Below are 25,698 nucleotides of genomic sequence, written 5' to 3' on the forward strand. Positions count from 1 at the left end.
TTGCTATAATGTTCTAATGCTGGATTCGGCAAGGCCCCGCCACCATTAGAACCGAATGCATCCCTCTTGAACCGTTAATTTGGACCAGATTGTCTCCATGCCAGACCTTTTTGCCAACAACTCTGCACCTCCGTCTCATGAAATGCAGGAGGACGATCAGGAAGGGATTCGGGCCAAACTAGCACGCATGCACCCGACGCCTTATCTTGAAGGCCTCAATCCGGAACAAAAAGAAGCCGTTGAAAGCCTTGATGGTCCCCTGTTGGTTCTGGCTGGTGCAGGCACAGGAAAAACACGGGTTCTAACGACACGCATCGGTCATATACTGGCCACACGCCGCGCAGCACCTTGGCAAATTCTGTCGGTGACCTTCACCAACAAAGCATCGCGTGAGATGAAAGACCGCATTGGTCGGCTGATCGGTGGGTCGGTTGAAGGCATGCAATGGCTGGGCACCTTCCACTCCATCGGCGTTAAAATTCTCCGCCGTCACGCCGAACTGGTTGGCCTCAAGTCCAATTTCACCATTCTCGATAGTGACGACCAAATCCGCTTGATGAAACAACTCATTCAGGCACAAGGCCTTGATGAAAAACGCTGGCCTGCGCGCCAGCTTGCCGGGTTCATTGATGGCTGGAAAAACCGCGGCCTTTCGCCGGAGCAAGTGCCACAAGACGAAGCCTTTTTATTCGCGCAAGGCAGCGGCCTCATCCTTTACACCGCCTATCAAGCGCGACTCAAGATTCTCAATGCCTGCGACTTTGGTGATCTTTTGCTCGAATGTCTGCGTCTTTTCCGCGAACACCCCGATGTTCTCTCAAGCTACCATAACAAATTCCGCTATATTCTGGTGGACGAGTATCAAGACACCAACGTAGCGCAATATCTCTGGCTGCGCCTCCTCGCCCAATCCAACCACAATATATGCTGTGTTGGCGACGATGACCAATCCATCTATGGCTGGCGCGGCGCCGAAGTCGACAATATCCTGCGCTTTGAAGCAGATTTCCCCGGCGCAAAGGTCATCCGCCTAGAGCGCAACTATCGCTCGACCGAACATATTTTGGCCGCGGCGTCTCATTTGATCACCTTCAACCAAGGCCGCCTGGGTAAAACCCTGCATCATCAGATTGAAGACGATGAGGCCGAAAAGGTTACAGTCACATCCATCTGGGATTCAGAAGAAGAAGCCCGCACCATCGGTGATCAAATCGAAGCGCAACAGCGCGATGGCCACAATCTCAATGAGATCGCCATTCTGGTGCGTGCGTCTTTCCAAATGCGGTCGTTTGAGGACCGTTTTGTCACCATGGGCCTCAATTATCGCGTCATCGGCGGCCCGCGCTTTTATGAGCGCGCCGAGATCCGCGATGCTCTTGCCTATTTCCGTGCTGTTGTGCAGTCAGCTGACGACCTTGCCTTTGGACGGATTGTCAACACACCGCGTCGCGGTTTGGGTGATGCAACCGTGCGCCAAATTCACGCTTTGGCGCGGCATCAAGAAATCCCGTTGATGGAAGCGGCAGCCGAGCTGGTTGGCACCGAAGACCTCAAACCGCGTGCACGCAGTTCATTGAAGGGGTTGCTTGGTCAATTCAACCATTGGCGCACGATGCTGTCGACCATGAAACATTCTGAATTGGCTGAAGTCATTCTAGACGAGTCCGGCTACACCGAAATGTGGCAGAAGGAAAAATCGCCTGACGCGCCCGGCAAACTGGAAAATCTGAAAGAGCTTGTTCGGTCCATTGCAGAATATGAGTCTCTGCCCAGCTTTTTGGAACATATCGCTCTTGTCATGGATCGGGATTCCGGCGAGACCAACGAAGCAGTTTCTATCATGACCCTTCATTCCGCCAAAGGTCTTGAGTTTGACTCCGTCTTCTTGCCCGGTTGGGAAGAAGGTCTCTTTCCCCATCAGCGCGCGTTGGATGAAACCGGCAACAAGGGTCTGGAAGAAGAACGCCGGTTGGCCTATGTCGGAATCACCCGCGCTAAAAAACGCGCCAAGATTTATGTCGCCCAGAACCGCCTCATTCATGGCAAATGGCAAAACTCCATTCCCTCGCGCTTTCTGGATGAATTGCCCAACAAACATGTCGAAATCGAAGAAACCCAATCCACCTATGGCGGCTATGGCGCATCCGGTGTTGGCGGCTCTATCTATGGCAAAAGCCGGTTTGATAAATCCGACCCGTTTGAAAGCTCTTACGACACCCCGGGCTGGAAACGCGCACAAGCCAACAAAGCCAACCGATCAAAAAGTGGGTCCTCACATGGCAGCCACACCTCTCACCTGATCGAGGGCGAACTTGTTGCCAAAAGCGTTTCAGATGGCCCCGCCAAATATGCAGTCGGCGAACGGGTCTTTCACATCAAATTCGGTTATGGTGAGGTCAAATCTGTTGAAGGCAACAAACTGACCATCCAGTTCCAAACAGGTCAAAAACGCGTTGTCGATTCGTTTGTAGAAAAGCACTAAAAACCAAACACACCAAGGCACCTGCTTGCCTTTGCAGCCCAGACGGTTTATCGACTGACAAAAGCCAAAGCGTTGCCATGACCACTAAAAAATTGGCCATGAATCTACGCACCCACCCAATATTTCGGCCTTGTCTGATTTCGTAAAACAGAAAAGGCTTGGATTGTGAGACAAAGCCATGCCCCAATATCTTTATGCCGAAGGCAACTTGGAAGAAATTCAAACCGCCGCCAAACATCTAGAAAACGTGTTTGAAGAAGACGGCTTTGCAGTCTCCAATTTCGAGATTGATGAAGACAACGGCCTTTGGGCTTTGTCACTTTATCCTGCCGAAGAGGGTGTCACCGACACCTACAAGATTGCACTGGCTGAATTATCTGCTCTTTCCATGCAAATACCGCTCAAAATCAAAGAACTAGAAGACGAAGATTGGGTTAGCAAATCGCTTGAAGGGCTCTCCCCCGTTGAGGCCGGGCGCTTTGTGGTTCATGGTTCCCACGACAAGGGCCTGAACACCAAAGGCCGGATACCAATTCAGATCAATGCAGGCCAAGCCTTTGGCACGGGACATCACGGCACCACAGCCGGTTGTCTGAAGATCATCAGCGAAGAGCTGCGCAGCTATAGCCCTTGCCGGATACTCGATCTTGGCACGGGGTCAGGCGTTTTGGCTATCGCATTGGCAAAATTGCTAAAGCAAGAAGTGATTGCCACGGATATCGACCCTATTTCCATTGAAACAACAAATGAAAATATCCGTATCAATGGGGTACATCCCCTTGTGAAAACAGCGGTAGCTACGGGCTTCTCACATTCAATTTTTAAGGAAAAAGGCCCATTTGACCTGATCGTTGCCAATATTCTGGCCGGTCCTCTATGCCAAATGGCTCCAGAACTTGCCGCTCACACCAGCGTTGGTGGCCGCATCATTCTGTCTGGTCTGCTTCCTCATCAACGCGCAAGAGTGATTGCTGCCTATCGCACACAAGGTATGCGGCTCATCCGTTCCATCACCCAAGATGGATGGCTGGTTTTGGTGCTCGGGTAAAGCACCAAAAAAGAAAGCGGACCAAAGGCCCGCTTTTCTTTTTAGTAATTTCCAGACTATGCCCCAAGACCATTTAGAAAATGAGAAACTTAGGAAACAGCTGTTCAAGCCGATACAAATCACCCAATCGGCCTGAGATGCGTATCTTTATCAGAACGGAAGATATTTAGGGTCACCAAGTTTCAACTCATCTGCATCAAAGCCGTTTGCTTCCAGCAAATCGCGGTCGGCAGTGCGTAGATAGATTTGTAGGTGACGGCGCGCTTCTTCTTCACGTGCAGCAAATATTTTTCCAAGTGTACGGCTAACGATAGACATTTCATCATCCTTTTATCATCAGACCCCGACATCCGGACTCTATGACTTTAGTATAGGTCGAAATTAACCCATGATTAAATATACGTTTCTTCAAATCAGCCATTCAAAAAATGCATGCCTATCAAATATGAAGACCAGATACGAAAAAAGCGGGTCGTAACCCGCTTGTTTCCTTGGAACTAATTTGTTGAACGGTATTCCTTCCGTCCGGCGCTTTGATCGGCTTCCATCCTGCTCCCTTCAGCAGCTGGAGCCGTTAAAAGCACCCCAAGTCATTAATCTTTTGAATCTGTAGAAATTTCGAGCATGGTGTCGATACCGTGGTCAGCCATGTAAGTACTTACAAAACGCTCTGCCTGTTCTTCACGGGACTGGATGTAACGATCGAAAGCGCGGTTAAAGAAGTTCATAATGTTTTTCCTTTTGGTTTCTGTCAGTCATGCTTGACTTACATCAACAATATGGTGCATTGCGGTGATTTGAAAAAGAGCCAATTGCTCAAGACTGCCATGCGAATATTGCATATCGAAAATATGAGCTCCGCGTTAAACGCAAATACGGGTTAAGACCTAGGTGATATATATCAGGTTAGAACACCTGCATTCGGTTGCGAGACCGGACCAAATTTGCCACTTTAGCCCTATGTAGATAAGCGCCCCATCGATGTGTCGGTGGTTGCAAAAACCTTTGCCAATCCACTCCTATTTCCATTAGAAATCAATAAATGTCATTATGAATCCCAGAGGATTTCGTCCATGTTCCAAGAATTTAGCGATCAAGCTTGCCCAGAGCAAGGCCGCGTTCGGCTCCCTCTATTGCGGGAGGAATTACAAGAACAGGGCCTATCGGGCTTCATTGTGCCTAGAGCCGATGAATATGGTGGTGAGAATCTGGCCCCCTATGCTGAGCGCTTAAGCTGGTTGACGGGCTTCACCGGATCCGCTGGCACGTCTGTCATTCTCAAAACCAAGGCCGCAGTCTTCATCGACGGGCGCTACACCCTGCAAGTGCGGGATCAAGTCGACACAGAGCTATTGACCCCGATCTCTGTTCCTCAAAGCTCGGTCTCCAAATGGCTAGAGGCCAATCTGTCATCTGGCGACGTGATCGGTTTTGATCCGTGGCTGCATGGATCCAGAGACGTGGCGCGTTTGCAAGATGTCTGCGAAAAGGCAGGAGCCGAGCTCAAGGCTTGTGAAACCAACCCAATTGACGCGATCTGGACCAATCAGCCAGAGCGCCCGAAAGCACCTATTGTGCCCCACCCGATGAGTTTGGCTGGTCAAACCGCAGAAGAAAAACTGAACAAAATTTCAAAACAACTGCAAGGCAAAGCCGATGCAACATTCATCACCCAAGGTGATAGCATTGCTTGGTTGCTCAACATTCGCGGCAGTGATGTACCAAGGGCACCGCTTCCCCTGGCCTTTGCAATCGTTACGGCGGCCTCCAAAGCCATTCTCCTGATTGATCCATCCAAACTGACCGCTGAAACACGAGCGCATTTGCCTGACAGCATCACAATTGAACCGCTGGACAACTTACCGACAATCATCAGCAATCTTGCGGCCTCGGTTAAAAACTGGATGCTGGATGATCAGTTGGTGCCATTCGCCGTCAGAACCATCATCGAAGCCACAGGTGCTGAAGTTGTTATTGGCCAGGATCTCTGCCTCAAACCAAAATCTGCCAAGAATAAGGCTGAGCTGGCAGGAATGCGAACCGCGCACCTCCGTGATGGCATCGCCATGTGTAATTTCCTTGCGTGGCTTGATACAATGGCACCGACAGACAGCCTGGATGAAATCGCGGCAGCTTCGGCGCTCGAACACTTCAGGTCTGCGTCTGGTTGCTTAAAAGACATCTCGTTTGAGACAATATCCGGCGCCGGCCCCAATGGCGCGATTGTGCATTACCGCGTCAGTGAAGCGAGCAACCGAAAGTTTGATCAAAACTCGCTCTTCCTCGTTGATTCAGGAGGCCAGTATCCAGACGGCACCACCGACATCACACGCACGATAGCCATCGGTACACCCGATACAGAAATGAAAGACCGCTTTACGCGGGTTCTCAAAGGCATGATTGCCGTTTCTATGGCGCGTTTCCCCAAAGGGGCCAACGGCGCGCAGCTGGACACTCTGGCGCGGATGCCTTTGTGGCAAGCCGGACTTGATTATGCCCATGGCACAGGGCATGGCGTGGGGTCATATCTGTGTGTGCATGAAGGCCCCCAACGCATTTCAAAAGCAGGCGCGGTGCCTCTGGAAACCGGCAACATCCTGTCCAATGAGCCCGGCTATTACAAAACCGGAGCGTGGGGAATCAGGATCGAAAATCTGCTTGCGGTCACAGAGCCAGAAACAATCAAAGACGGCGAAGACGCCATGCATGCCTTTGAAACCCTGACTTTGTGCCCAATTGATCACCGACTCGTCGATGCGCGCCTGTTGACGCAGTCCGAGCTGGATTGGTTCAACGACTATCACGAAAGGGTCTTTGCAGAATTGTCAGGTGATCTGGATGAAAAAACCCGTGCATGGCTGGCTGAAGCAACCAAGCCATTGCACAAATCATAAAATACCCAGCAAACGAAATGGATCGGCTAACCAGAAATCAGGTCGATCCATTCATCCTCGGTATAGATGATGATGTCCAGTTCTTGCGCCTTTTTCAGCTTGGACCCAGCCCCCGGTCCGGCAACCAATATATCGGTTTTCTTTGACACTGATCCAGATACCTTGGCCCCGAGGCTCTCGGCTTGATTCTTGGCTTCCGATCGGCTCAAGCGCTCAAGGCTGCCCGTAAAGACAATGGTTTTTCCCGAAACAGAACTATCCGTCTGTACAGCTTCGGCTTCTTGAGGGGTGACCGCAGCCAACAAAGCATCGAGCACCTCTTCATTGTGGGGTTCGTTGAAAAATTCAACAACCGAACGAGCCACAATAGCCCCGATCCCGTCGATCCCCAACAGATCCTGCCAGGCATCGCTGTCCGCGTCCCCTGCCTTGATCATAGCCTGACGCAGCGCGGTAAAGGTATCATACTGCCGCGCCAGCAATTTGGCCGTGGTCTCACCCACATGGCGGATCCCCAGCCCAAATATAAATCGGTGCAAAGCAACCGACCGCCGTGCGTCAATCGCATCAAACAGATTGCGTGCCGATGTTGGGCCCCAACCTTCACGATCTCGAAGACGTTCGCCACGATTCTTGCCCGCATCAATCTCTCGTAATCGGAAAATATCTGCGGCATTGTGGATCATGCCTTCTTCATAGAAAGCAGTGACCTGCCGTTCACCCAATCCGTCTATATCCAAAGCGTTGCGCGAGACAAAATGTTTCAGCTGCTCTACAGCCTGCGCCGCGCAAATAAGCCCGCCTGTACAGCGACGGATGGCGTCCAACTCACCGTTTTCCTTTTTTTCCCGCACGGCATGAGACCCACAAACAGGACATTTCGTCGGAAAATCAAAAGGCTTCAAGCCCTCGGGGCGCAATTCCAGCACAGGCCCGATAACCTGAGGGATCACATCTCCAGCCCGCTGCACCGTGACCACATCACCGATGAGCACGCCTTTGCGCTCAATTTCACCTTCATTATGCAGCGTCGCGTTCGACACCACAACACCGCCCACAGTGACAGGCTCAAGCTTGGCAACGGGAGTGAGTGCGCCGGTGCGGCCCACTTGAATTTCAATATCCAGCAGCTTTGTGGTGGCCCGTTCAGCTGGAAATTTATGTGCTATGGCCCACCGTGGTGCACGCGATACAAAGCCCAGCCTGCGCTGATAATCCAGCCGGTCAACCTTATAGACCACCCCGTCAATATCATAATCCAGCGACGAGCGTTGTGCCTCAATCGCGCGGTAATGTGCCAGCAATGCCTCGACAGTGGTGTGACAGCGCATTTGCGGATTGACCATAAATCCCCAAGCATCAAAACGCTGTACAGCTTCATATTGTGTCGGAGCCAATTCTTCACTGACCTCACCCCAAGCATAGGCAAAAAACGCGAGATTTCGAGATCGAGTAATTTCCGCATCCAACTGGCGCAAGGAGCCCGCCGCTGCATTGCGCGGATTGGCAAATGTCTTGCCACCCTTTTCTTCTTGTCGGGCATTGAGCGCCGCAAACTCCGAGCGGGGGAAAAAGACCTCGCCACGCACTTCAACCACACTGGGGATTTCGGAACCATGCAGCTGCTGCGGGATAGAAGCGATGGCTTTGACATTGGCAGTGATGTCTTCCCCAACGGCCCCATCGCCGCGTGTGACACCATACACCAGCGCGCCATCTTCATAGCGCAAGGATGCAGACAAGCCATCGATCTTGGGCTCGGCGGTGATAGCAACAGGCTCACTGCTGGCAAGCCCCAGAAACCGGCGCACCCGCATGACAAATTCAGCAACATCTTCATCATTGAACGCATTGTCCAAGGATAGCATAGGCACCGCATGTGTGATCTTTGAAAATTTTTCGGAAGGCGCAGAACCAACGCGTAAAGTAGGGCTGTCTGCACGCCGCAGATTAGGAAACCGCAACTCCAGAGCCCGATTTCGTCTACGCAGGGCATCATACTGGCTATCGGTCAGAAGAGGCGTATCTTCACCGTGATAGAGTTTATCAGCTTCGGCTATATCTTCAGCCAGATGGGCCAATTCTTGCTCGGCTTGCGTACCGTTCAATTGATCAACGGCCAAGTCCCGCAAAGTTTGCCGATCCACGCCTTATGCCCTCGCTTTTTCATCAGACATCAAACGGCGAGCAGCCGCCCGTGCCTCGTCGGAAACAACATCGCCCGCCAACATTCGCGCAATCTCTTCTTCTCGGTGATCGCCATCAATAACAGAGACCCCCGTGGCAACCCTATTTTCGCCCTTAACAGCAGTTTTCGCAATCCGCATGTGTGCGTCAGCACGAGAAGCAACCTGTGGCGCGTGGGTGACTGACAACACCTGCACATTGCCAGCAAGGCGCGCCAATCGGCGCCCAATAGCATCGGCCACCGCACCACCAACGCCGGTGTCAATCTCGTCGAAAACAAGCGTCGGCGCAGAGCCTTTATCGGCCATAGCAACCTTCAGTGCCAATAGGAAGCGAGACAACTCCCCACCGGATGCGACTTTCATCATCGGCCCGGCTTTGGTACCCGGGTTAGTTTGAACCCAAAACTCAAGCTGATCAATGCCGTCTTCACTGCGCGCCTCACCATCACTGGTCATATTGACCAAGAAGCGAGCGGCCTCCAGCTTCAGGGACGGCAGTTCTGCCATCACTTCTTTAATAAGTGCATCGGCTACTTTCTTGCGTTTTTTACTCAGATCGACAGCCGCTTTATCATAAAGGGCTTTGGTGCTGACAGCGGCCTGACGCAGCGCAACCAAACGCTCTTCGCCATGATCAAGCGTATCGAGTTCTTCGCGCATTTTTGCCAACAAACCAACCAAGGCATCGCCGGTTAGCTTGTGTTTTCGAGCCAACGCCCGCAGACCAAAAAGCCGTTCTTCGGTCTGTTCCAATTCACGCGGATCAAAATCCGTTTGCCGTTGAGCTTCTTCAAGGCTGCCACGAGCTTCTTCCAAGGCATTCAACGCAACATTCAAATGCTGCAAAGTTTCATCGAGCAAACCCGGCATTTGTTCGGTTTTGCGCTCAAGTCGCCGCATCATTCCAGACAAGGTTGGGATGGGCGACGCATTGCCATCCAGCACCTCAAAAGCCTCATTCAGATCGCCAGCAATCTTTTCCGATTGCATCATCACAGTGCGTTTAGCGGCAAGTTCATCTTCTTCCCCCTCAACGGGGCCAAATGCGGAGAGCTCATCGACCGACGCATTGAGATAGTCGGCTTCCTTGCGTGCTTCTTCAATCGAGTGTTCCAGATGCGCCAGATCTTTTTCAGCCTTGCGCCAATCCTTGAATAGCTTACCCACCTTGGCAACTTGGCCCTGCAATCCACCAAAAGCATCCAGCAAACTGCGATGCACAGAAACGTCCACCAAAGCACGATCATCATGCTGCCCATGAATCTCGACAAGACCGTCGCCAATCTGGCGCAGCATACCGGCACTGACGGGTTGATCATTGACATAGGCTCGCGTGCGGCCATCACCATTTTGCACACGGCGCAAAATAAGATCACTGCCACTGGACAGTCCCTGCTCTTCCAAAAGGGAAAAAACGGGGTGGCTGGGCGTAAGGTCAAAGCTGGCGACAATCTGGCCCTGTTTTTGGCCAGCACGCACCAACCCACCATCTCCCCGCCCGCCGAGTGCAAGCGACAGAGAATCCAGCAAAATAGACTTGCCCGCACCGGTTTCGCCGGTCAGCACAGTCATGCCATCGCCGAATTCCAGATCCAGGCGATCAATCAACACAATGTCACGGATGGAAAGCGAGGCGAGCATGGTTTCCTCTTGGATCAGACGAGCTTAACTGGTCAGTTCACTGACTCGGATTTCGAGCCATGCTATGACAATTCGCCATCTAAAAGCAATCAGGCAATGCGCAAAAACGTGAACAAAACAAGATCATTCCCACAAGACAATTCTATGCGACGAGACATTTCTATCGTGCGGGGCAAACTTGACTGCCTATCAGCGAAACAGGCGTGCCATCCAAGAGCCGCGATTGACCTTGGGGGCCAAACCATCCTTATTCAGCATGCCATAGGCAATCTTGTACCATTTGCTCTGCGGGAAGTTATGGCCCAAAACAGCGACTGCGGTTTGTGCTTCATGGGTAATGCCCATGGCGAGATAGGACTCAGCCAAACGCATCAAGCCTTCTTCCACCTGACGTGTCATCTGGAAGTCAGTTACCACCACTTTGAACCGGTTGACCGCCGCAATATACTCTTTGCGCTCGAGATAGTAACGACCAATCTGCATTTCCTTACCTGCCAATTGATCCATTGTAATACGGATTTTGCGGCGGGCGTCATCGGAATATTCAGAATCGGGGTAGCGCTGGATCAACTCGTTCATCGCCTGCATCGCACGCTCTGACGATTCTTGATCGCGTGTAACATCAGGAATCTGTTTGAAGTAGGACTGCCCAATCAAATAATAGGCGTATGGCGCATCGTCATCACCGGGATATAGTGCAATGAATCGCTTTGCTGCCGAGATACACTCTGTATATTGACCGCTTTTATAATGCGTATAGGCGGTCAGCATCATGGATTTGCGAGCATAGTTGGAATAGGGATGCTGGCGATCAAGCTCCTCGAATTTCTTCTTGGCTTCTTTTGCATCGCCGGTTTCCATAGCCACAAGGCCTTCTGCATAGAGCTTCTCGGCTGGAATCTCTTCAAAAGCCAACTCGGAAGGGTCGGTGCTGGAGCAAGCCGCCAAGCCGGTAGCCAACACCAGAGCGAGCCCAAACCGGCCGCGTTTTGCAGAAAGAAAACCCATCGTTACTCATACCCTTCAATCAGGAAGCAGATCCATCCGCCCGGCCGCGCAGGCCACGTCTATCTTGTCTTTACAAGAAAGCAGTAGAATTTTCCAACAGTGTCATCACAATTTAGGAAAAAATGTGTCTTACCGCCAAGTTGCTCGCTATATCTTCACAGCAAAGTCACTTATACGCACAATCTAAGACAATCGCACCCACAATCCCAAGATTTTTGCCGCCAATAGAGTGTTAAAACAAAAAGGGTGACTTGCGCCACCCCAAATTTATCAAAACAAATGCAAGCTTAGTTGGTTTCAGGGCCCATCGCTGCCTGAATAGCAGGGCTGGTATGGGACACGCCAACACGCATGGAATTCCGTTTGCTGGCAGCAGCTTCCACCCACTCCCAATTGCTGTCATCTGCAAAAAGAGCTTCCAGCATATTGAAATTCAATTTGTGGCCACCTTTGAATGAACGGAAATGCGCCAGAAGCTGAGCACCAGCCAATGCAAGATCTCCAACGGCATCCAGTGTTTTGTGACGCACAAACTCATCGCTATAACGCAATCCATCAGGATTGACGATTTTCTGATCATCGCCAATGACAACCGAATTTTCCAAGGAAGACCCAAGCGCATACCCTGCGGCCCAAAGGCGCTCAACATCGGACATAAACCCAAACGTGCGAGCCAAGCTAACATCACGTTTGAACACCTCTGGTGTCATTTCAGAGTCGAAAGTCTGAACACCGATGGAATCGCAATCAAAGTCGATGGTGACATCAAACCGTGTTCCATCATAAGGCATCAATTCGCCGACGGACTCACCATTCTGAACACGCACAGGCTTCAACACACGGATATAGCGGCGCGGTGCTGACAATTCTGTCAAGCCAACCTGATCGATTGCATCGATATAAGCACGAGAGCTGCCATCCATAACAGGCACTTCATCCGCATCAACTTCAACCAGAACATTGTCGACACCGTAGCCAACCAATGCCGCCATCAAATGCTCGATGGTGGCAATCATCCCTTTTTGAGGATGCCCGATAATCGTGCAAAGCTGGGTATCAATGACCGAAGAAAAAGATCCTTTGATCTCCAATTCGGTGCCATTTTCACGATCAACACGCAGGAAGTTAATGCCGGTATTGGGGTCTGCCGGATGCAAGATCATCTCGACGGGCTTACCGCTATGCACACCAATACCCGACACCACCACACGTTCGCGCAAAGTGGTCTGTTTAGCGTTTAGCAAATTTGCCATATTTATGCCCCTAATCGTATCTATCGTTTTTTCAGTGTCGGCCGCCCACATCCAGATGTGGAATCTCTTTCGCCAACGATACGCATGATACGCTTTATGCTTTTCTTGAGCCGAACATAACGTGTGAATGATCTGTTTACCAAATCACGCTTTCTTACCCTATGTTACGAAAATAATCCCGACGCACTGATAATAGAGCCGTCAATAAAAACACATATATTTCAATAAATTAGAAGCCGGAGTTGGCTCAACCCCGGCTTCTGGCAGTCTATTTATTATAGTTTATGTAACAGAGTGTTACCGCACCTGTCTGCGCAAGAAGGCAGGAATTTCAACTTGTTCTTCTTCGCTGATTCCCTGAGCCTGTGGCGCAGCAGTTGGTACAGAGCGGCCATGCGGGTCCAGCTGACCCTGCTGTGGCTGATACATGCTGTTTTGCGTAGGCCGTTGTTGGCGCGGTGCAAACTCATTAAAAGGCGATCCTGCAGCAGGCATGCCTGGCTGAGAAGAATGTGGCGCATGAGGTGCAGCAGGTGCATTCATACGCGGCATGGCAGGCAATTCATTTTGCACAGGACGCTGAGCGGCTTGAGGCGCAGGCGCTTGCTGGGGCTGATAATGCTGTTGTGCCTGTGGCTGCTGAACACGTGGCTGCATTGGCTGTTGCACAGGTGCGGCTTGCTGCACTTGCGGAGCAGCCTGTGCTGCCTTTGCTGCCTGTGGTGCATGACCACCAGCAGCCTGTTCAAGTTCGTCTTCACGACGACCAAGACCAACAGCAGCAAGGCGTTTCAACAGGCTCATAGGACGCGTTTCATCATCCTGATGTCCCAATTCTTCACGATTGCGCAGAGCTTCGAGCTCACGTTGGATCATGGGTGGCAATTCATCCACATTCGGCATTGCACGGCGCAAATTTTCGGGCACTTCAGGCATCGCAGGAATGAAAGGTTGTTCCGCAACGACAGGCGCCTCAACGACTGATTTTGGAGCTTCAAATTCTTCTTCGTTCACCGGCTCAATCACAGCTTCAGGCTTAAAGGGCGCGATGGAAACTTCAGGATCCTGCTGTGATGGGCGGGAAACTGGCATTTCAGGAAGCTTGATTTCACGCTCGACCGCTTCCACGGCCTCAGCCACAGCAGCACTTGCCTGATCGGAAACAGACGCTTCAAGAGATACAGCCTCAGCTGGTGCATCGGCTTCAACGTCATAGGTTGGAGCAGCAACGGTCCGCAGACGCTCGTTCAACTCTTTCATACGCTGATCGGCAGGCATCACGGTTTCATGCAAAACCTGATCAATGCCGGTTGCAACGACGGAAACACGGATCATGCCTTCCATTTTCTCGTCAAACGTCGCGCCGAGAATGATGTTGGCATCTTCATCCACTTCTTCGCGGATGCGTGTGGCCGCCTCGTCGACTTCAAACAAGGTAAGATCTTGTCCGCCAGTGATAGAAATCAGCAGCCCCTGAGCACCCTTCATGGAAATATCATCAAGGAGCGGGTTGGCAATCGCGGCTTCCGCTGCAGCCAACGCACGGCCTTCGCCAGACGCTTCGCCTGTGCCCATCATAGCTTTGCCCATTGCACGCATAACCGAGCGCACATCAGCAAAGTCAAGATTGATCAAGCCTTCTTTGACCATCAGATCGGTGATACAAGCAACGCCGGAATACAACACTTCATCGGCCATAGAGAAGGCATCGGCGAAGGTTGTTTTCTCATTGGCAATACGGAAAAGATTCTGGTTTGGAATGACGATCAGTGTGTCGACACTCTTTTGCAGTTCGTCAATTCCGGATTCCGCCAACCGCATACGGCGTTGGCCTTCAAAGTGGAACGGCTTGGTCACAACACCAACGGTCAGGATACCCTGTTCACGGGCTGTGCGGGCAATCACAGGCGCAGCACCGGTGCCTGTACCACCGCCCATACCGGCCGTGATAAACACCATGTGAGACCCGTTAAGGTGATCGTTGATTTCGTCGAGCACTTCTTCCGCTGCGGCTCGACCAACTTCAGGCTGGGAACCGGCGCCAAGACCTTCGGTCACGGCAATGCCCATCTGAACGATACGTTCAGCTTTGGACAAGGTGAGTGCCTGCGCATCTGTATTCGCAACCACAAAGTCGACACCTTCAAGGCCGGTTTCGATCATGTTGTTGACTGCGTTACCGCCAGCACCGCCGACGCCGAACACCGTAATTCTCGGTTTCAATTCGGTAATGTCGGGCATCCTCAAATTGATGGTCATTGTACCCTCATTTCACTGCATGGATCGAACTATTACCGATCTCAATCCGCTTCTGTAAAAGCCGCCGCCTAATGCGTAGCTCCGTTTAAACTCAACTTTTTCCGATCGGGGCAGCAGGGCGAATCACTTCTCAGCAATATAACCCAACCCCTTGATTCTGATCAACGATTCACGCATGTTTCACAGCATAAATCCAATCAGCATCAGAAACTTTCTTTCAGCCACTGCCCCATGCGGGCCAGATAGCCATCTGTACCGGTCAATCTTGGCTTGACCGTCATACGCTCAAATTGCTCAATCTGGGCAACTTGAGGATAAATCAACAATCCCACGGCGGTTGCAAAGGCAGGCCCCTTGCCAATATCGGGAAGACCAGCAACACCCAATGGTCGACCAAGGCGCACATTGCGGCTTAGAATCCGACGCGCGGTTTCAGCCATCCCTGTCAATTGGCTTCCGCCACCGGTCAAAACAACCCGTTTGCCCACATGGCCGGAAAAACCGGATGCTTCGATGCGATCCCGCACCACTTCGAGAATTTCTTCAACTCTTGGCCGGATAATGCGTGTCAAGGACGCCTGCGGCACCTGATTCAACAAATCCCTGTCGTCATCACCCACCGGCGGAATGGCCACCAGTTCCTGATCATCAGACAGGGACAACAGCGCACTGCCATAAAGGGTCTTGATACGTTCGGCATCGGCCAGACGCGTTGAAAGTCCACGGGCCAGATCCATCGTTACATGATGACCACCCATGGCGACCGCATCCGAATGCACAAATTGCCCGTCCACAAAAATGGAGATCGACGTCGTCCCACCACCGAGGTCGACACAGGCAACACCTAATTCCGCTTCGTCATCCACCAGACACGCCAAACCCGAGGCATAGGGTGTCGCCACCATCATTTCGACATCAAGGTGGCAGCGATTGATGCACAATTCCAAATTTTTCAAAGGCGCACTTTGTGCCGTGACCACATGCATATCAACCGCAAGGTCATCACCCAGCATACCGCGAGGATCACTGATGCCCTTGCCACCATCCAGCGAATAGCCGATGGGCATAGAATGCACCACACTGCGATCCATGGTCAGCAAATGCTCAGACCCGGCTTGCAGAACACGCCGAATATCGGCTTCATCGACTTCATGACCATGCAGCGAAACTGTGGCACTCAGCGTGTCACTTTTGATACGTCCGCACGATACATTGACGATCAAGGATTCAACCGTGATATCCGCTTGACGCTCTGCCGCATCGACAGCAAGGCGGATCGAGTTTTCGGCCTGATCCAGATCGACAACAACACCGGATTTGATGCCACGCGCCTGATGCAGACCAAAGCCCAGAACCTGAATGGTATGAGTGCGATGGCGCAGCGCCTCACCAAAGGGGCGCGGCACCAACCGTGCAATCACGCAACAAACCTTGGTAGACCCAACGTCCAGAATGGTGATGACCGATGACCGTTTTTGCGTGAGATAACGACCGCGCATCTCCCGCTTATTCCAAGGCGAACCCCTCATGTCTCCACCTCTTTGGCCACGTTGGCCCCAAGATCACGCAGGGCTTGACGTCGTCTTTCGGCGGCATCTTTGCTCATACGTACAAAAGTCCGATCGGACAACCGCATATCCACCAGAGATATATCCTTGCGAGACAGGGAGCCGTCTTCATCAAACGCCAGCAGGTTATCCAACGCATCCTGCAGATCGATTTCCGGCAACTTCGCCTGCACACCGTTTTTGAAATAAAGATCCCAGCGCCGTTCCGACACATAAACGACCGCGCGGGTCTTGCGCGCCAGTGATGGATACTGCGCCAGTATTTCAAATAATTCTGACGCTTTGCGTTGGGCCCCATGGCCAACGACCAAAGGCAAATCAGCAAACTCTGGGTCAATGTGATCGGACAACACCGAACCATCATAGGAAATCAGCGATACATATTGCCCTCGCTGCCAAAGGGCAAATGGCTTTTGCTCGCGAACCACGACTTGTAGTTTATTCGGATATAATTTTTGGACGGATGCCTCGGCAATCCAGCTCACTTGTTCCAGATTCTTGCGCGCCACATAGGCATCAAAGGTCAGCAGGGAGCTGTCCTCATTGATCCCAAGGACTGACAGAATCTCGGCTTCCGTAACTTCTTTTTGACCCGTAATCAGCACGGCTTCAACTTTAAGCCCCAGAACGGTCGAGGCGCGTTCCAGTGCCGTTTGGTTTTCTCCACCGATCATAGAGCCATACAAGGCCGTGACAGCAAGAAAGCCCACGGACAGTCCCCAGCCAACACCGCGGGGCAGCCAGGTTTCTGCGATCGGGATAATACGTTTATAAAACGGCAGGCGACGCTGCTCATAGGCATAGGCGCGGGGAGCCAATGAGTCGCGTTGCTTTGCAGCGCGCCTCCGCTCACCTTTATCTTTTGCCAATTTGCCTATCATCGGTCGCACGAAGCGTCCTCCACCATCCAAGTAACCAATTGTTCAAAATCGAAGCCCGCTTTTGCAGCCATTTCTGGCACAAGAGAGGTTGGCGTCATGCCCGGCTGGGTATTCACTTCCAGACAGATCAATTCGCCCTCATCACCAACGCTTTCGTCATATCGAAAGTCTGCGCGCGAGATGCCTCGACAACCAAGCGCATGATGCGCTGATATGGTTAACGATTGTATATATTCGTAAACATTCGGTTTAAGTTCGGCAGGTAAAGTGTGGGAAGACCCCCCCGGAGCGTATTTTGCGTCATAATTATAGAAAATGTGATCGTCAGACGCGATGTCGATAATATCGAGCGCACGATCCCCCATCGCTGCACAGGTCAGCTCGCGTCCGGCAATGTAGCGTTCCACCATCACAATGTCCCCGTAGGGCCAATCAGCAGAATAAAGCTCTTTTGGCGGATGTTGCTGATCTTTGGTCACAATCAAGACACCAAAGCTCGACCCTTCGCTGACAGGTTTGATAACATATGGCGTCGGTAAAGCATGTTCTTTTGCCGCATCTAGACGGTGCATGACTTTTGATTCTGCAACCGGAACGCCAGCGGCACGCATGATATCTTTGGCTTTTTCCTTATTCATCGCAACGGAAGAGGCCATAACACCACTATGGGTATAGGGAATACCCAGCACTTCCAGTAGTCCTTGAATGCACCCATCCTCACCATAGGGACCGTGCAAGGCATTGAAGGCAACATCAGGCTTCAAGTCTGACAAAACGGAGGCGATATCCCGCTGGACATCCACACGGCTGACCATAAAGCCAGAGGCTTCCAGTGCATCCGCACATTCTTTACCGCTACTCAACGAAACCGGACGTTCCGTCGACCATCCACCCATCAGAACTGCAACATGTTTTGCCATTTAACTAAACCTTTCAAGCCAGAACCAAGCTATTTTCAAAAACAGCATCCGTTCTGACCGACACTTGCATGGTTACTGGCCCACACTGTGGCAGCCCTTGCAGGTCATGCAATTTGCATTACGCCCCTCCATTTATGGTTAAAAATGCCTAACAAATGATAAGCAGAATCTGACAATCTGCGTTTTCCCAAGCCTGTTTACAAAAAATGCACAAATAAAAGAGCCGCTTTCAATGTTTGAAAGCGGCCCAAAAACGCGTAAATATATACCTAGTAAAATGAAACAAACACTTCAAAACACCAGTGTCTAACTGTCAAGAAACGGCACAATCTGCACGTCATCCTCAAAAGACCCGATGCGCTTGATTTCCCAATGCAGTGAAATTCCGGTCATCTCTCGCACCTTGCCCCGCACCATTTCGCCCAACCGTTCAATGTCTTGCGCGGTTGCGTCACCGGTGTTGATCAAAAAATTTGTGTGTTTGGCTGACACTTGCGCCCCACCCAACTCAAATCCGCGAAACCCGGCTTCATCCACCAGGCGCCAAGCGCTTTTGCCGTCAGGATTCTTGAATGTGGAACCGCCCGTGCGTTCCTTGGTGGGCTGATTGTCTTCGCGGTAAGCCGAAACCTCCCCCATCTCGACCTTCAAAGCTTCTGGATCACCCGCTTCACCACGATAAATCGCTTTGGTGAAGATATAATCAGCAGGCGCTGCGCAGGTTCTGTAGCCATGGCCCAGATCATCTGGTGTCAAATCGTGAATGACACCCGCACGATCCACAGCGCGCGCGGCGATCAACCGATCTTTGGTCTCAGCACCATGGGCTCCTGCATTCATCCGCAAGGCACCACCAATGGCGCCAGGAATGCCTTTGTAAAAGGAAAACCCAGCAATCCCCTGTTTGGCTATTTGAGTCGCAAAGCGCATGTCAGGCATCGCAGCACCAACAGACACCGTTAGGTCGTCCTCCACCTCAATGCTGGTGAAAGCTTTGCCAGACAGGCGAATAACGACACCTTCAACCCCTCCATCACGCACCAGCATGTTAGAGCCAAGCCCGATGACCGTGACAGGAATGTCACTTGGCAGATGTTTTAGAAAATACGCAAGATCGGCTTCATCTGCCGGATTGAAAAACAGTTGCGCAGGCCCGCCCACCCGAAACCACGTATAGGGCGCAATATCAAAATTGCTATTGAGCCGACCACGCACATCATCGGTCCAGTCGCCAAAACGGCTCAGAAGATCCTCAAATGCCATGTTATTCTCCGGCCAATGCTTTTAACTCAGCTGGCAAGGCGTTGGCCCAACCGGATATACTGCCAGCGCCAAGGCAGACGACATAATCTCCCGGCTCTGCAATTTCGCGAATGCGGGCCGCAAGTCCTTCTGAAGGACCCAGAATTTCGGCTTTGCGGTGTCCGTGGTTTTTCAAACCCTCAACAAGCGTCTCGGAATTGAACCCTTCAATCGGTTGCTCACCGGCGGCATAAACATCGGCAACCAACACATGATCGGCCACATTCAGACAGGTACAGAAATCTTCAAAATGATCTTCCAGACGGCTGTAGCGGTGCGGTTGCATGACGGCAATCACCTTATTCTGGCTGGCTTGACGGGCCGCCCGCATGACAGCGGCGATCTCCACCGGATGATGTGCATAGTCGTCGATGATCTCAATGCCATTCCAGCTGCCAGTGCGCGTAAAACGACGTTTCACCCCCCCGAAACCAGACAAGCCACGCCGAATCGCATCCGCCGAAATGCCCAACTCATGTGCCACGGCAATGGCGGCAGTTGCGTTGGCAACATTATGTTCCCCCGGCATAGGAAGGGACAGGCCCGAAATCTCTTCGCTTTCGCCGCTACTACGGTTTTGGATGACAATGGAAAAACGGCTTATCCCGCCTTCATTGCGCAAATCAGTGTAGCGCACGTCCGCTTGCGGGTTCGCACCATAGGTAACGATCCGGCGGTCTTCGATCTGCCCCACCAGCGCCTGCACGTCAGGGTGATCCAGACACATGGCTGCAAAACCGTAAAAGGGCACATTTTCAACAAAGGCCCCAAAAGCGGCCTTCACAGCATCAAAACTTCCGTAATGGTCCAAATGCTCAGGATCAATATTGGTGACAACCGCAATGTCGGCAGGCAACTTGACAAAGGTGCCATCGGACTCGTCCGCTTCCACCACCATCCAGTCGCCCTCACCCATGCGAGCGTTGGTGCCATAAGCATTGATAATGCCGCCGTTGATCACGGTGGGGTCCATGCCGCCCGCATCCAACAAAGCCGCGACCAAAGACGTCGTGGTGGTTTTGCCGTGGGTGCCGCCAATTGCAATCGCCGATTTGAAGCGCATCAGCTCTGCCAGCATTTCGGCACGGCGCACAACAGGTAACTGCCGCGCACGGGCTTCTTTCAGCTCGGGATTCTCTGACTTGATAGCCGAGGAGACCACCACAACCTGCGCATCGACGATATTCTCGGCAGCATGCCCAATCGCAACTTTGATGCCTTTGTCACGAAGGCGCAAAACATTGGCGCTTTCGGAAATGTCACTGCCCTGAACGGTGTAACCCAATTTGAGCAAAACCTCGGCTATTCCGGACATCCCGATTCCGCCGATCCCGACAAAATGCACTGGACCGATATTTTGTGGCATCTTCATTTGGCAACTCCTGAGTTTTTCGCCAATCCCTCGACCAAATCCGCCAATTGGTTGGCGGCATCCAGTTTGCCTTGCCCCCGCGCTGCCTCTGCTGCCGCGCTGAGCTTGTCTGGATTGGCAATCAAATCTTCAATCAAATCCGAAATATCATTGGGCCTTAGGCCGCGCTGTTCCAACACCCAAGCGCCCCCGGCATCGACCAGAACCGAAGCGTTGGCCTTCTGGTCTTGATCCAACGCACCGGGCAAGGGAACCAGAATCGATGGGCGACCGATCGCAGCCAGCTCGCTGACGGATGAAGCACCAGAGCGGCAAATCACCAAATGTGCATCAGCAATCTTTTGCGGCATGTCCGCAAAAAACGGTGCCAGATCGGCTTGCATGCCCAACTCACGATAGGCAACTTTCACCTTCAGCAAATCTTCAGTGCGGCATTGCTGGACAAGCCGAATGCGGTCACGCATTGTTTGAGGCAAGCGCCCCAAGGCACCGGGCATATATTCCGAGAAAAACCGGGCGCCTTGCGATCCACCAAAAACCACCAACCGGATTTCGCCTTCAGCGGTCAACGGCGCAAAAGACGTCTTGGCAGCCTCATGCACCATCGGGCGCACCGGGTTACCAGTCAGTGTGAGCTTATTGTCGAACCCTTCAGCCCCTTTTAGAATGGGAAAACTGGCAGCAATCGCGCTGGCCCCTTTGGCCAAAAACCGGTTTGCCCGCCCCATAACACCATTTTGCTCATGCAAGCAGGACGGCACTCCCATGGTACGCGCGGCCAACATAGGGGGCACGGTGGGATAGCCACCAAACCCGACAACAATGTCGGGCTTCAGATCTTTGATCACATTGCGTGCTGCAAAATAGCCTTTGGCTAGTTTGAGTGCCGCTTTGACCATCACAACCGGATTTTTCACCGACGGTGTAGCAGAAGGAATAATCTGAATGCTTTGCGCAGGAAAATCATGACCATATTGCGTTGCGCGACCGTCGGTCGCCAAATGCACAACCCAGCCCCTCTCAATCAAAACATGAGCAAGCGCCTGTGCCGGAAACAAATGTCCACCGGTCCCGCCAGCGGTCAACAAAACTACTTTTGTCATTAAGCATCCCACCCAATGGATGGCTCCTATTGCACGTCACTCGGCTCAGTCAAAATTTTGATAAAACTGCCCCTGCTCCAGCCCCACTTCAGGCCTTCGCCGTGTGAGCGCCAGCAAGAATCCCATTCCCAGAGCAACAGACAGGAGCGACGACCCGCCATAAGAAATGAATGGCAGCGTCATACCCTTGGCAGGCATCAACTGCAAGTTAACAGCGATATTGATCACGGCCTGTAGGCCAAACAGCAGTGCAAGGCCCGCAATCGCCAATCGTTTAAACAGATCTTGCGTCTTTAATGCCAGCATCAATGCCCTGATCACCACGAACACATAGGCCCCCACGAGCAACAGGCAAACCAGAATACCGAATTCCTCTGCAAGCACCGCAAAAATGAAATCGGTGTGGGAATCAGGCAAAATACGCTTGACCATACCCTCGCCCGGCCCTGTGCCCAACCAGCCACCACGAATGATGGAATCCATTGCTGTGTCCACCTGAAACGTGTCACCAGTGGCTGGATCAAGGAACCGATTGATGCGGCCCGTAACGTGCGGAACAAACATGTAAGCCATTGTCAGTCCACCAACCCCGAGCCCCATCAGCAGGAATATCCAAAAAAGCGGCATTCCCGCCATAAAAAACAGTCCAGCCCAAACCACACTGAGCAAAACAGTCTGGCCAATATCGGGCTGCGCAACCAACAGCGCAACCACAACCATGAACAAAACAATGGAAAACAGATTGCCCGGAATCTCTGGTCGACGATCATTCTCTGCAAACAACCAGGCAGACAGCACCACAAAAGCCGGCTTCAAAAACTCGGAAGGCTGTATCGAAAATCCGGCGAAACTAATCCAGCGCTGTGCCCCTTTGGCTGAAAAGCCCAAAACCAGCGTTAGAACCATTCCCAGCAAGGCACCCACGAACACCACCAACGCAATGCGTCGGACCGTACGAGGGTTCAAAAAGGTGACACCGACCATCAAACCAAGCGCCATAGGCAAAAAAATCGCGTGCCTGATGACAAAATGATAGGAATTCAAATTCAACCGTTCGGCCACGGCAGGGCTGGCCGCCATAGACAAAACAAGACCGGAGAACAGCATCAAGACCAGCGCCAGCAGCATGGGCCGGTCGATGGTCCACCACCATTCGGTCAGAATATTCTTGCGCGTGCGCCGCATTATAACCCCTCGTCAGACGAATGGCTTGGATCGATGGGTACGGTTCCACTTTCCAGATAGGCATGCACCGCCTCGCGAAACTTATCACCACGGACCGTGAAATTGGGGAATTGATCGAAGGAAGCACAGGCTGGAGAGAGAAGAACAACACGCTCCTTTGCACCGGCTCCAGCCGCTTTACAGGCATCTATTGCCGCAGCGAGCGCCAAATCCATATGCGCACAAATGCTATAGGAAACGCCGTTCTTTTTGAGTGTTCTCGCAAATTCATCGGCAGCATCGCCAATCAGATAGGCGTGCTCAACGCGATCCAAAAGATCAACAAGCGTCTCAATACCCCCTTCTTTGGGCAATCCGCCTGCGATCCAATGCACAGACCGGAATGAGGCCAAGGCGCGGGCAGCGGCATCCGCATTGGTTGCTTTACTATCATTGATATACAGCACACCATCGGCAGCCCCGACCTCTTCCATACGGTGCTCTAAACCACCAAAAGAGATAAGCCCGCGAGAGAGAGCAGCAGGCGGCAGATCAAACTGCCGCACCACCGCAATCGCCGCAGCAGCATTCTGCGCATTGTGAGTGCCACGAAGGGCGCGCGCCTGATCCAGATTGAACAGAAAATCGCCTTCCATGCTTTGCAAAACCCCATCAGGGGCAGCCACCATTGCACGGCTGTTGCCAAAGCCCGAAATTGTTACAATGGTCCGTCCCTTGAGGCGCAAATTTGATGCGACATTGGCAGACAACCGGTCATCCAGCGCAACAACGGCAAGGCCCGAAGACGAAACCATTCGGGCTTTAATTTTGGCATAACTCATCAAATCCCCATGCCGGTCCAAATGATCGGCGGAAATATTGAGCAACAGGCCAATGGACGGATCAATGCTAGGAGCCAGATCGATTTGGTAGGACGAGACTTCGATGACATAAATGCGGTCTGACGCAAGTGGCTCCAGAGCCAGAACGGGCGTCCCTATATTGCCACCCATCTGGACATCCATACCAGAATCTCTCAGCATATGAGAAATCAAGGCAGTGGTTGTGGATTTACCGTTGGTGCCCGTAATAGCAACAAACGGACAATCAATGCCGCTATGCCGCCGCTGACGACAGAAAAGCTCAACATCACCGATGATCTCAACCCCTGCCTGTTGCGCCAGTTTGACGCTCCAATGCGGCTCAGGGTGGGTCAGTGGTACACCGGGCGCCAGCACCAGCGCAGCAAAAGAAGACCAATCTGCTTCGCGCAGATCAACAATCTCAACACCTTCAATCAAAGCCGCTTTGGTACGGCTGGCTTCATTGTCATCATAAGCAACAACGCGCGCACCGCCCGCAGCAAGCGCTTCCAATGTCGCCAACCCGCTGCCGCCAAGTCCGAACACCGCAACTGTTTGGTCGTCAAAAATGGTAATCGGGATCATTGTCTTCTCTCAGTCGCAGCCTGTCTAAACCCGAGCAGGCACGCCAGACGACCACCTACCCCATCACATTTTATTAGCGCAATTTCAAAGTTGCCAGACCGATAAGAGCCAACACAACCGCGATGATCCAAAAGCGGATCACCACCTGAGGCTCGGTCCATCCCTTATGTTCAAAATGGTGATGAATCGGTGCCATTCGGAACACACGCCGCCCAGTCAGTTTAAACGAGGCAACCTGAATGATGACTGAAACCGCCTCTAGAACAAACAAGCCACCCACAATCGCCAATACAAGCTCATGTTTGGTCGCCACAGAAATCGCGCCCAACATACCGCCCAGCGCCAAAGATCCGGTATCGCCCATAAATATCGCGGCCGGAGGAGCATTGAACCACAAAAAGCCCAAACCGGACCCGACCATAGCACCGCACAAAACCAACAGCTCACCGGTGCCCGGCACATAATGAATTTGCAAATATTCCGCGAAAATCTCGTTACCAGACAGATAGGCGATAACACCAAATGTGGCGCTGGCGATCATAACCGGAACAATTGCCAAGCCATCAAGGCCATCAGTCAGATTGACCGCATTCCCCGCGCCGACAATAACGAACAAGCCAAAAGGTACAAAAAACCAACCCAAATCCAAAAGCGTATCTTTAAAAAACGGGAATGTGACGGAGGTGGAGAAAGAAGTCTCTCCCAGTTTTGCCACCGCAAAACACGCCAAACCGGCAATGACGGCCTCGATGGACAAGCGCAAGCGACCTGAAAACCCTCTATGAGAAGACCGCGAAACCTTGAGATAATCGTCATAAAAACCGATAAGGCCAAACCCGACGGTCACCGCCAACACGATCCAGACATATGGATTAGACAGATTAGCCCACAGCAAGGTTGCCGAAATCAAGCCGGTCAGGATCATCAATCCCCCCATCGTGGGCGTGCCGGTTTTGGTTAGCAAATGGCTCTGAGGTCCATCCTCGCGAATAGGTTGCCCCTTTCCCTGCCGCGCACGCAGCGACCGGATAATGGCAGGTCCAAACAAAAAGCCCACCAACAATGCCGTGATAATCGCACCAGCCGTTCGAAAGGTAAGATATCGAAACACATTAAAAACAGAAAATTGATCTGAGAATTCAACGAGATACATCAGCATCTGTTTG

The 25,698-nt window shown here is 52.1% G+C and carries 19 protein-coding genes; 3 read left to right on the forward strand and 16 right to left on the reverse strand.

Features of this window, described 5'->3' with window-relative positions; genetic code table 11:
- Positions 1-142: 142 nt before the first annotated feature.
- Together C0081_RS19540 and C0081_RS19545 are read left to right on the forward strand one after the other, a co-directional pair.
- Positions 143-2,482, forward strand: a complete 2,340-nt coding sequence (locus C0081_RS19540) for an ATP-dependent helicase (protein WP_245417840.1) — start codon at positions 143-145, stop codon at positions 2,480-2,482.
- A gap of 178 nt (positions 2,483-2,660) precedes the next feature.
- Entirely contained in the window at positions 2,661-3,530 is an 870-nt protein-coding gene (locus C0081_RS19545) for a 50S ribosomal protein L11 methyltransferase (protein WP_101532025.1), read from the forward strand.
- 150 nt (positions 3,531-3,680) lie between these two features.
- On the opposite strand, the gene C0081_RS23285 is transcribed toward C0081_RS19545, so the two are convergent.
- Both C0081_RS23285 and C0081_RS23730 read right to left on the reverse strand, forming a co-directional pair.
- A complete protein-coding gene (locus C0081_RS23285) occupies positions 3,681-3,848 on the reverse strand; it encodes a hypothetical protein (RefSeq protein ID WP_180966703.1) in 168 nt (55 codons plus the stop codon).
- A gap of 275 nt (positions 3,849-4,123) precedes the next feature.
- Positions 4,124-4,258 carry a hypothetical protein gene (locus C0081_RS23730; RefSeq protein WP_280952853.1) on the reverse strand — a complete coding sequence of 45 codons (135 nt, stop codon included), beginning with the start codon at positions 4,256-4,258 and terminating at the stop codon, positions 4,124-4,126.
- A gap of 345 nt (positions 4,259-4,603) precedes the next feature.
- Here C0081_RS23730 and C0081_RS19550 point away from each other — a divergent pair, with 345 nt between their 5' ends.
- Positions 4,604-6,424, forward strand: a complete 1,821-nt coding sequence (locus tag C0081_RS19550; RefSeq protein WP_101532026.1) for an aminopeptidase P family protein — start codon at positions 4,604-4,606, stop codon at positions 6,422-6,424.
- Positions 6,425-6,450: 26 nt separating this feature from the next.
- Here C0081_RS19550 and ligA read toward each other — a convergent pair whose 3' ends face one another.
- The 14 genes from ligA to mraY form a co-directional block, all read right to left on the reverse strand.
- Positions 6,451-8,571: an NAD-dependent DNA ligase LigA gene (gene ligA, locus C0081_RS19555; RefSeq protein WP_245417826.1), complete on the reverse strand. Its 2,121-nt coding sequence runs from the start codon at positions 8,569-8,571 to the stop codon at positions 6,451-6,453.
- A gap of 3 nt (positions 8,572-8,574) precedes the next feature.
- Complete coding sequence (gene recN / locus C0081_RS19560; protein WP_101532027.1) at positions 8,575-10,254, reverse strand: DNA repair protein RecN; 1,680 nt, start codon at positions 10,252-10,254, stop codon at positions 8,575-8,577.
- A gap of 189 nt (positions 10,255-10,443) precedes the next feature.
- Complete coding sequence (locus C0081_RS19565; RefSeq protein WP_101532028.1) at positions 10,444-11,262, reverse strand: outer membrane protein assembly factor BamD; 819 nt, start codon at positions 11,260-11,262, stop codon at positions 10,444-10,446.
- A 287-nt stretch (positions 11,263-11,549) separates the two neighbouring features.
- A complete protein-coding gene (gene lpxC, locus C0081_RS19570; protein WP_101532344.1) occupies positions 11,550-12,515 on the reverse strand; it encodes a UDP-3-O-acyl-N-acetylglucosamine deacetylase in 966 nt (321 codons plus the stop codon).
- A gap of 297 nt (positions 12,516-12,812) precedes the next feature.
- A complete protein-coding gene (ftsZ, locus tag C0081_RS19575; protein ID WP_101532029.1) occupies positions 12,813-14,774 on the reverse strand; it encodes a cell division protein FtsZ in 1,962 nt (653 codons plus the stop codon).
- Positions 14,775-14,977: 203 nt separating this feature from the next.
- Entirely contained in the window at positions 14,978-16,273 is a 1,296-nt protein-coding gene (gene ftsA / locus C0081_RS19580) for a cell division protein FtsA (protein ID WP_180966704.1), read from the reverse strand.
- A 26-nt stretch (positions 16,274-16,299) separates the two neighbouring features.
- Positions 16,300-17,223 (reverse strand): cell division protein FtsQ/DivIB, encoded by a 924-nt coding sequence (locus C0081_RS19585; RefSeq protein ID WP_101532031.1) that lies wholly within the window; start codon positions 17,221-17,223, stop codon positions 16,300-16,302.
- Positions 17,220-18,143: a D-alanine--D-alanine ligase gene (locus C0081_RS19590; RefSeq protein ID WP_101532032.1), complete on the reverse strand. Its 924-nt coding sequence runs from the start codon at positions 18,141-18,143 to the stop codon at positions 17,220-17,222. The genes C0081_RS19585 and C0081_RS19590 overlap by 4 nt, the downstream gene beginning before the upstream one ends.
- Before the next feature lie 306 nt (positions 18,144-18,449).
- Entirely contained in the window at positions 18,450-19,406 is a 957-nt protein-coding gene (murB, locus tag C0081_RS19595) for a UDP-N-acetylmuramate dehydrogenase (protein WP_101532033.1), read from the reverse strand.
- Position 19,407: 1 nt separating this feature from the next.
- On the reverse strand, positions 19,408-20,817 hold the full coding sequence (murC, locus tag C0081_RS19600; RefSeq protein WP_101532034.1) for a UDP-N-acetylmuramate--L-alanine ligase: 1,410 nt from the start codon (positions 20,815-20,817) through the stop codon (positions 19,408-19,410).
- Positions 20,814-21,920, reverse strand: coding sequence for an undecaprenyldiphospho-muramoylpentapeptide beta-N-acetylglucosaminyltransferase (gene murG / locus C0081_RS19605; protein ID WP_101532035.1), 1,107 nt, complete (start codon positions 21,918-21,920; stop codon positions 20,814-20,816). The genes murC and murG overlap by 4 nt, the downstream gene beginning before the upstream one ends.
- Before the next feature lie 45 nt (positions 21,921-21,965).
- Positions 21,966-23,108, reverse strand: a complete 1,143-nt coding sequence (gene ftsW / locus C0081_RS19610) for a putative lipid II flippase FtsW (RefSeq protein ID WP_101532036.1) — start codon at positions 23,106-23,108, stop codon at positions 21,966-21,968.
- Positions 23,105-24,532 (reverse strand): UDP-N-acetylmuramoyl-L-alanine--D-glutamate ligase, encoded by a 1,428-nt coding sequence (murD, locus tag C0081_RS19615; protein ID WP_101532037.1) that lies wholly within the window; start codon positions 24,530-24,532, stop codon positions 23,105-23,107. The genes ftsW and murD overlap by 4 nt, the downstream gene beginning before the upstream one ends.
- Before the next feature lie 73 nt (positions 24,533-24,605).
- A complete protein-coding gene (gene mraY / locus C0081_RS19620) occupies positions 24,606-25,691 on the reverse strand; it encodes a phospho-N-acetylmuramoyl-pentapeptide-transferase (RefSeq protein ID WP_101532038.1) in 1,086 nt (361 codons plus the stop codon).
- Between the last annotated feature and the right edge of the window lie 7 nt (positions 25,692-25,698).

This window comes from Cohaesibacter celericrescens, from assembly GCF_002866925.1.
GTDB lineage: Bacteria > Pseudomonadota > Alphaproteobacteria > Rhizobiales > Cohaesibacteraceae > Cohaesibacter > Cohaesibacter celericrescens.

Coding starts and splice junctions, on each gene's coding strand:
- C0081_RS19590 (WP_101532032.1), bottom strand. CDS start 18,143: ATGGCAAAACATGTTGCAGTTCTGATGGGTGGATGGTCGACGGAACGT.
- C0081_RS23285 (WP_180966703.1), bottom strand. CDS start 3,848: ATGTCTATCGTTAGCCGTACACTTGGAAAAATATTTGCTGCACGTGAA.
- C0081_RS23730 (WP_280952853.1), bottom strand. CDS start 4,258: ATGAACTTCTTTAACCGCGCTTTCGATCGTTACATCCAGTCCCGTGAA.
- murC (WP_101532034.1), bottom strand. CDS start 20,817: ATGAAGATGCCACAAAATATCGGTCCAGTGCATTTTGTCGGGATCGGC.
- recN (WP_101532027.1), bottom strand. CDS start 10,254: ATGCTCGCCTCGCTTTCCATCCGTGACATTGTGTTGATTGATCGCCTG.
- C0081_RS19545 (WP_101532025.1), top strand. CDS start 2,661: ATGCCCCAATATCTTTATGCCGAAGGCAACTTGGAAGAAATTCAAACC.
- C0081_RS19565 (WP_101532028.1), bottom strand. CDS start 11,262: ATGGGTTTTCTTTCTGCAAAACGCGGCCGGTTTGGGCTCGCTCTGGTG.
- lpxC (WP_101532344.1), bottom strand. CDS start 12,515: ATGGCAAATTTGCTAAACGCTAAACAGACCACTTTGCGCGAACGTGTG.
- murB (WP_101532033.1), bottom strand. CDS start 19,406: ATGGCATTTGAGGATCTTCTGAGCCGTTTTGGCGACTGGACCGATGAT.
- C0081_RS19585 (WP_101532031.1), bottom strand. CDS start 17,223: ATGATAGGCAAATTGGCAAAAGATAAAGGTGAGCGGAGGCGCGCTGCA.
- ftsZ (WP_101532029.1), bottom strand. CDS start 14,774: ATGACCATCAATTTGAGGATGCCCGACATTACCGAATTGAAACCGAGA.
- ftsA (WP_180966704.1), bottom strand. CDS start 16,273: ATGCGCGGTCGTTATCTCACGCAAAAACGGTCATCGGTCATCACCATT.
- murG (WP_101532035.1), bottom strand. CDS start 21,920: ATGACAAAAGTAGTTTTGTTGACCGCTGGCGGGACCGGTGGACATTTG.
- C0081_RS19540 (WP_245417840.1), top strand. CDS start 143: ATGCAGGAGGACGATCAGGAAGGGATTCGGGCCAAACTAGCACGCATG.
- C0081_RS19550 (WP_101532026.1), top strand. CDS start 4,604: ATGTTCCAAGAATTTAGCGATCAAGCTTGCCCAGAGCAAGGCCGCGTT.
- mraY (WP_101532038.1), bottom strand. CDS start 25,691: ATGCTGATGTATCTCGTTGAATTCTCAGATCAATTTTCTGTTTTTAAT.
- murD (WP_101532037.1), bottom strand. CDS start 24,532: ATGATCCCGATTACCATTTTTGACGACCAAACAGTTGCGGTGTTCGGA.